The organism is Enterobacter sp. WCHEn090032 (assembly GCF_003986875.1).
GTDB lineage: Bacteria > Pseudomonadota > Gammaproteobacteria > Enterobacterales > Enterobacteriaceae > Enterobacter > Enterobacter sichuanensis.
Map to the genome: position 1 here is coordinate 1 of NZ_RXRN01000051.1, position 6165 is coordinate 6165.

General features: G+C 61.0%; 6 protein-coding genes. 5 read left to right on the forward strand and 1 reads right to left on the reverse strand.

The window, feature by feature from the left end; genetic code table 11:
* Nucleotides 1–9: 9 nt before the first annotated feature.
* On the reverse strand, nucleotides 10–969 hold the full coding sequence (gene fepB, locus EKN83_RS22980; protein WP_126801773.1) for a Fe2+-enterobactin ABC transporter substrate-binding protein: 960 nt from the start codon (nucleotides 967–969) through the stop codon (nucleotides 10–12).
* Between the two features lie 188 nt (nucleotides 970–1157).
* Here fepB and entC point away from each other — a divergent pair, with 188 nt between their 5' ends.
* From entC to entH, 5 genes are read left to right on the forward strand one after another with little or no spacing between them, the layout of a single operon-like run.
* Nucleotides 1158–2333: an isochorismate synthase EntC gene (gene entC / locus EKN83_RS22985; protein WP_126801774.1), complete on the forward strand. Its 1176-nt coding sequence runs from the start codon at nucleotides 1158–1160 to the stop codon at nucleotides 2331–2333.
* Nucleotides 2334–2342: 9 nt separating this feature from the next.
* On the forward strand, nucleotides 2343–3953 hold the full coding sequence (entE, locus tag EKN83_RS22990; RefSeq protein ID WP_126801775.1) for a (2,3-dihydroxybenzoyl)adenylate synthase EntE: 1611 nt from the start codon (nucleotides 2343–2345) through the stop codon (nucleotides 3951–3953).
* 10 nt (nucleotides 3954–3963) lie between these two features.
* Nucleotides 3964–4818, forward strand: coding sequence for an isochorismatase (locus tag EKN83_RS22995; protein WP_126801776.1), 855 nt, complete (start codon nucleotides 3964–3966; stop codon nucleotides 4816–4818).
* On the forward strand, nucleotides 4818–5570 hold the full coding sequence (gene entA / locus EKN83_RS23000; RefSeq protein ID WP_126801777.1) for a 2,3-dihydro-2,3-dihydroxybenzoate dehydrogenase EntA: 753 nt from the start codon (nucleotides 4818–4820) through the stop codon (nucleotides 5568–5570). Before EKN83_RS22995 ends, entA begins: the two co-directional genes overlap by 1 nt.
* Nucleotides 5570–5983: a proofreading thioesterase EntH gene (entH, locus tag EKN83_RS23005; protein WP_025759981.1), complete on the forward strand. Its 414-nt coding sequence runs from the start codon at nucleotides 5570–5572 to the stop codon at nucleotides 5981–5983. The genes entA and entH overlap by 1 nt, the downstream gene beginning before the upstream one ends.
* Nucleotides 5984–6165: the final 182 nt, after the last annotated feature.

Consider the following 6165-nt stretch of genomic DNA (forward strand, 5'->3'; position numbering starts at 1 on the left):
GGAAAATACCTACTTAAACAATGTATTCAATCTGTCTAACACCAGCATCGCGCTGTAATAATCCAGACGGAACGTCTCCGTTCCCAGCGCCCAGACGCGCTTGTTCTTCACCGCTGGCAGATGCGCCAGCAGCGGGTTGGCGTAAATCGCCTCCACGTCTTTCTCGTCGCCGGCAAACACAAACAGCCCTTCGCCGTTGAGGCCCGTCGCCAGGCTTTCACCCCCTAACTGAATAATGTCGTGGCGTTTGCCCTGGCTTTTTGAGGTATGCAGCCCGGCAGGCAAGTCTGCCAGCGTAAAGCCCAGCTGGTGCAAAAGCTTGCCCTGGGCCGATTCCGCGGTCCACAAATTGGCGCTGTGCGCGGCGGCGGTGTAGACGATGGCGTTCACCGGCTGCGGCGGCAGTGTCATCTGCTGCTTTACCTGCGCAAGCTGTTTATCAAATGCGGCAATACGCGCAGCGGCCTGCTTTTCCTGACCCGTAATAGTACCGAGCTGCGTCAGCAGTTCCTGCCAGCTTTTGTCGTCGTAGTTGATGACAAGCGTCGGGGCGATGGCGGAGAGCTGGTCGTACAGCGCCAGGGCGGAATCCCCGCCGGTGGCGCTGATCAAAATCAGGTCCGGCATCTGGGCTGCCACCGCTTCGGCGCTCGGCTCACCGATATACAACCGCGCGACCTTACGCTGTTTCGCAATATCACCCCACTGGCGCAGGAAACCCTGCACGTCCGCCACGCGGTTGTTCGGTGCGGTTGCGCCGCTGGCGACAACCGGGGCGTCAATCGCCAGCAGGGAGCCGGTTAAGGTCACGCTGGTGGAGACAATGCGCGTCGGCTTGCTCTCCAGGGTATGCACACCGCGGCTGTCGGTCACCTGGCGGGGCCAGTCGGCGGCGATGGCTGAGGTAAGTCCTAAAACAAAAAGTCCCAATAAAAGCAGGGGAGTACGGCAAACGGCAGGGTATTTCACAGCTTGGTATCCTGTTTTTGTTGAAGATAATGCTTCTCATTTTCAAGGCTACCGCGCAGGGATGCAAGCTTTTGTCGCACACGTTATTTGCCGAACGGTTGACAGCGAAGCGATGTGGGATTAGGTTAGCCGACGAAAATATAAATGATAATCATTATTGCTTCTTTTATCATTTTGAGGAGGATGATATGGATACGTCCCTGGCTGAGGAAGTTCAGCACACCGCAAGCACGCTGCAATCAGACCGCTTTTTCTTTATGTCGCCTTACCGCAGCTTTACCACGTCAGGCTGCTTTTCCCGCTTCAATGAGCCCGCCGTCGGCGGCGACGATCCGACGGGTCATTTCCAGCAAAAATTAACCCAGGCCTTCCGGAATGCCAAAGCCAGCGGTATCGCTCACCCGGTGATGGTTGGGGCGATCCCGTTCGATACCCGCAAGCCCTCATCGCTGTTTATTCCGCAGCACTGGCAGACCTTTTCCCGTCCTGCTCGTCAGCAGTCCGCGCGCTATTTTTCCGGCTCGCAGACGCTGAAGGTGGAACAACGCACCGAGATCCCGCAGCAGCCCGTGTTTGAAGAGATGGTCGCCCGCGCCGCGTCGCTCACCGCCACGCCGCAGGTGAACAAAGTGGTGCTGTCGCGCCTGATTGATATCGCGACCGACAAGCCGATGGACAGCGGCGCCCTGATGGAGCGTCTTATCGCCCAGAACCCGGCGAGCTTTAACTTCCATGTACCGCTGGAAGACGGCGGGGTGCTGCTCGGGGCAAGCCCGGAGCTGCTGCTGCGCAAAGAGGGCGCGCACTTTAGTTCGCTGCCGCTGGCAGGCTCGGCGCGCCGTCAGCCGGACGATGTGCTGGATCGTGAAGCGGGCAATAAGCTGCTGGCCTCCGAAAAAGACCGCCACGAGCACGACCTCGTGACCCAGGCGATGAAAGCCATTCTCGCCCCCCGGAGCCATCACCTCAGCATGCCTGACTCTCCGCAGCTGATCACCACGCCGACGCTGTGGCACCTGGCGACGCCCGTGGAAGGCGAGGCGCGCGAAAACGAGAACGCCCTGACCCTGGCCTGCCTGCTGCACCCGACGCCAGCCCTGAGCGGTTTCCCGCATCAGGCGGCAAAAGCGCTGATTGCCGAGCTGGAGCCGTTCGACCGCGAGCTGTTCGGCGGCATCGTCGGCTGGTGCGACAGTGAAGGCAACGGCGAATGGGTGGTGACCATCCGCTGCGCGCGGCTGCATAAAAATCGCGTTCGCCTGTTTGCCGGTGCGGGCATTGTGCCTGCCTCCTCCCCGGTGGGCGAGTGGCGTGAAACCGGTGTGAAGCTCTCCACCATGCTCAATGTTTTTGGTGTGCACTAAGGAAGACTGATGACCATTCCCTTTACCCGCTGGCCTGAGGCGTTCGCCCGGCGCTACCGAGAAAAAGGCTACTGGCAGGATCTGCCGTTAACCCACATCCTGACCGATCGCGCGGACAGCGATGCGGTAGCGATTATCGATGGCGAACGTCGCGTGACCTACCGCGCGTTTAATCAGGCCGTGAACAACCTGGCCTCAGCGCTTCAGGCGCGCGGGTTGCAGCGCGGCGAGACGGCGCTGGTGCAGCTTGGCAACGTGGCCGAGTTCTATATTACTTTCTTCGCGTTGCTGCAAATTGGCGTCGCGCCGGTTAACGCGCTCTTTAGCCACCAGCGCAGCGAGCTGAATGCCTACGCCGTGCAAATCAAACCCGCCGTGCTGATTGCCGACCGCGACCATGCGCTGTTCGCGGGCGATGATTTCCTCAATGCTTTCGTGGATGAGCACCGTTCGGTACGCGTCGTCCTGCTGCGCGGTGACAGGGGCGAGCATGCGCTGGAGGCGGCGATCTCCCGCCCGGCGGATAATTTTATTGCCAATCCGACGCCCGCCGATGAAGTGGCCTTCTTCCAGCTTTCCGGCGGCAGCACCGGCACGCCCAAGCTCATCCCGCGCACGCACAACGATTACGACTACAGCATCCGCCGCAGCAACGAAATTTGCGGCATTACCGCCGACACTCGCTACCTCAACGCGCTGCCTGCGGCGCATAACTACGCCATGAGCTCGCCGGGATCGTTAGGGGTCTTTACCGCGGGTGGCTGCGTGGTGCTGGCGAGCGATCCGAGCGCCACGCTCTGCTTCCCGCTGATTGAACAGCATCAGATTACCGTCACCTCGCTGGTTCCTCCGGCGGTCAGCCTGTGGCTGCAGGCCATCGCCGACGGGGTGGGCAACGCGCAGTTGACGTCTCTCAAATTGCTGCAGGTGGGCGGTGCGCGTCTTTCCGCCACGCTCGCGGCGCGTATTCCGGCGGAGATGGGCTGCCAGCTGCAGCAGGTGTTCGGCATGGCGGAAGGGCTGGTGAACTACACCGCCCTCGACGACGCGCCGGAGCGCATCATCAACACGCAGGGCCGCCCGATGTGCCCGGATGATGAAGTGTGGGTAGCGGACGAGCACGGCAACCCGCTTCCGCGCGGGGAAGTCGGTCGTCTGATGACGCGCGGGCCCTATACCTTCCGCGGCTATTTTAACAGCCCGGAACACAACGCCAGCGCCTTCGACGCTGAGGGTTTTTACTGCTCGGGCGATCTGATCGCCATCGACGAGCAGGGCTACATCACCGTACAGGGGCGTGAGAAAGATCAGATCAACCGCGGCGGCGAGAAGATCGCCGCCGAAGAGATCGAGAACCTGCTGCTGCGCCACGAGGCGGTGATCCACGCCGCACTGGTGAGCATGGAGGACAGCCTGCTTGGCGAGAAGAGCTGTGCGTATCTGGTGGTGAAACAGCCCCTGCGCGCGGTCGAGGTGCGTCGTTTCCTGCGCGAGCAGGGCGTTGCCGAATTCAAGCTGCCGGACCGCGTGGAGAGCGTGGATGCGCTCCCGCTGACGCCGGTCGGCAAAGTCGATAAGAAACAGTTGCGCCTGTGGCTGGCTGAACGCGCCCGGGGCTGAGGAACAGAGTATGACTATCCCAAAATTAACCGCTTACGCGCTGCCAACTGCCGCAGAGCTGCCAACCAGTAAAGTGAACTGGGCCTTTGAGCCTGAGCGTGCCGCGCTGTTGATCCACGATATGCAGGAATACTTCCTGAACTTCTGGGGCGAAAACAGCGCGATGATGCAGCAGGTGGTGGCGAACATCGCTAAACTTCGCGCGTACTGCAAAGCGCATCATATTCCGGTGTACTACACCGCCCAGCCGAAAGAGCAGAGCGATGAAGACCGCGCGCTGCTCAACGACATGTGGGGGCCGGGCCTGACCCGCTCGCCGGAGCAGCAGCGTATCGTCTCTCAGCTAGCGCCGGACGAAGCGGACACCGTGCTGGTGAAGTGGCGCTACAGCGCGTTTCACCGCTCGCCGCTGGAGCAGATGTTGAAAGAGACGGGCCGCAACCAGTTGCTGATTACCGGTGTGTACGCCCACATCGGCTGCATGACCACCGCCACCGATGCCTTTATGCGCGACATCAAACCGTTCTTTATTGCCGACGCGCTGGCGGATTTCACCCGCGATGAGCATCTGATGTCGCTGAACTACGTGGCCGGGCGCTCTGGCCGCGTGGTAATGACCGACGAGCTGCTGCCGTCGGTTCCGCCCTCAAAAACCGCGCTGCGTGAGATGATCCTGCCGCTGCTGGACGAGTCCGACGAGCCGATGGATGACGAAAACCTGATCGACTACGGTCTGGACTCGGTGCGCATGATGGCGCTGGCCGCCCGCTGGCGCAAAGTGCATGGCGACATTGATTTCGTGATGCTGGCCAAAAATCCTACTCTCGACGCCTGGTGGGCGCTGCTCTCCCGCGAGGTGCACTAATGGGATTTGACTTCACCGGTAAAACCGTCTGGGTGACGGGGGCGGGTAAAGGCATTGGCTATGCGACGGCGCTGGCGTTCGCTGAGGCGGGCGCACAGGTAACCGGCTTCGACCTGGCATTTCCGCTGGGCGATTATCCTTTTGCGACCGAAGCGCTGGACGTGGCGAATGATGCGCAGGTCAGCGAGGTGTGTGGTCGTTTGCTCACTACCGTTGAACGTCTGGACGTACTGGTTAACGCAGCCGGTATTCTGCGGATGGGGGCAACCGACCAGCTCTCGCAGGCGGACTGGCAGCAGACCTTCGCAGTCAACGTTGGCGGCGCGTTTAACCTGTTCCAGCAGACGATGGGCCAGTTTCGCCGTCAGCAGGGCGGGGCGATTGTGACGGTGGCTTCGGATGCGGCGCATACCCCGCGTATTGGCATGAGCGCCTACGGCGCCTCGAAAGCGGCGCTGAAAAGCCTGACATTGACCGTCGGGCTGGAGCTGGCGGCCAGCGGCGTGCGCTGCAACCTGGTGTCGCCGGGTTCAACGGACACCGATATGCAGCGCACGCTGTGGAAAAGCGACGATGCAGAGCAGCAGCGCATTCGCGGCTTTGGCGAGCAGTTTAAGCTCGGCATTCCGCTCGGCAAAATCGCCCGTCCGCAGGAGATTGCGAGTACGGTGCTGTTCCTCGCCTCCGATGCCGCCAGCCACATCACCCTGCAGGATATTGTGGTGGACGGTGGCTCCACGCTGGGGGCGTAATGATCTGGAAACGTCATTTATCCCTCGATGAACTGAACGCGACCAGCATGAACACCCTGGTGGCGCATCTTGGCATCGTCTATACCCGCCTCGGTGACGACACGCTGGAAGCGGAGATGCCGGTGGACGCAAGAACCCACCAGCCATTTGGTCTGCTGCACGGCGGAGCCTCGGCGGCGCTGGCGGAAACGCTCGGCTCGATGGCCGGGTTTTTGATGACCCGGGACGGGCAGAGCGTGGTGGGAACGGAACTGAACGCCACCCATCATCGCGCGGTGTCGCACGGTAAGGTGCGCGGGGTGTGTCAGCCGCTGCATCTGGGGCGTTCCAGCCAGAGCTGGGAAATTGTGGTCTTCGACGAGCAGGGACGGCGGTGCTGTAGCTGCCGGTTGAGTACGATGGTGCTGGGTTAGTGTTGTGCGGCCTGTTGCCCTCACCCTAACCCTCTCCCACAGGGCTGGGGAATCCCCAGTAATTTTTTACCTGAAGCGATGAACGTTGCTTCAGTAAAATTAATGACTTACAGCGATACCCTGGTCATGCTGTTACAGAGTAGCAAGGAACATAAAGTGAACGGAATAACCTCTACAGCCGT

Coding starts and splice junctions, on each gene's coding strand:
- entC (WP_126801774.1), top strand. CDS start 1,158: ATGGATACGTCCCTGGCTGAGGAAGTTCAGCACACCGCAAGCACGCTG.
- entE (WP_126801775.1), top strand. CDS start 2,343: ATGACCATTCCCTTTACCCGCTGGCCTGAGGCGTTCGCCCGGCGCTAC.
- EKN83_RS22995 (WP_126801776.1), top strand. CDS start 3,964: ATGACTATCCCAAAATTAACCGCTTACGCGCTGCCAACTGCCGCAGAG.
- entA (WP_126801777.1), top strand. CDS start 4,818: ATGGGATTTGACTTCACCGGTAAAACCGTCTGGGTGACGGGGGCGGGT.
- entH (WP_025759981.1), top strand. CDS start 5,570: ATGATCTGGAAACGTCATTTATCCCTCGATGAACTGAACGCGACCAGC.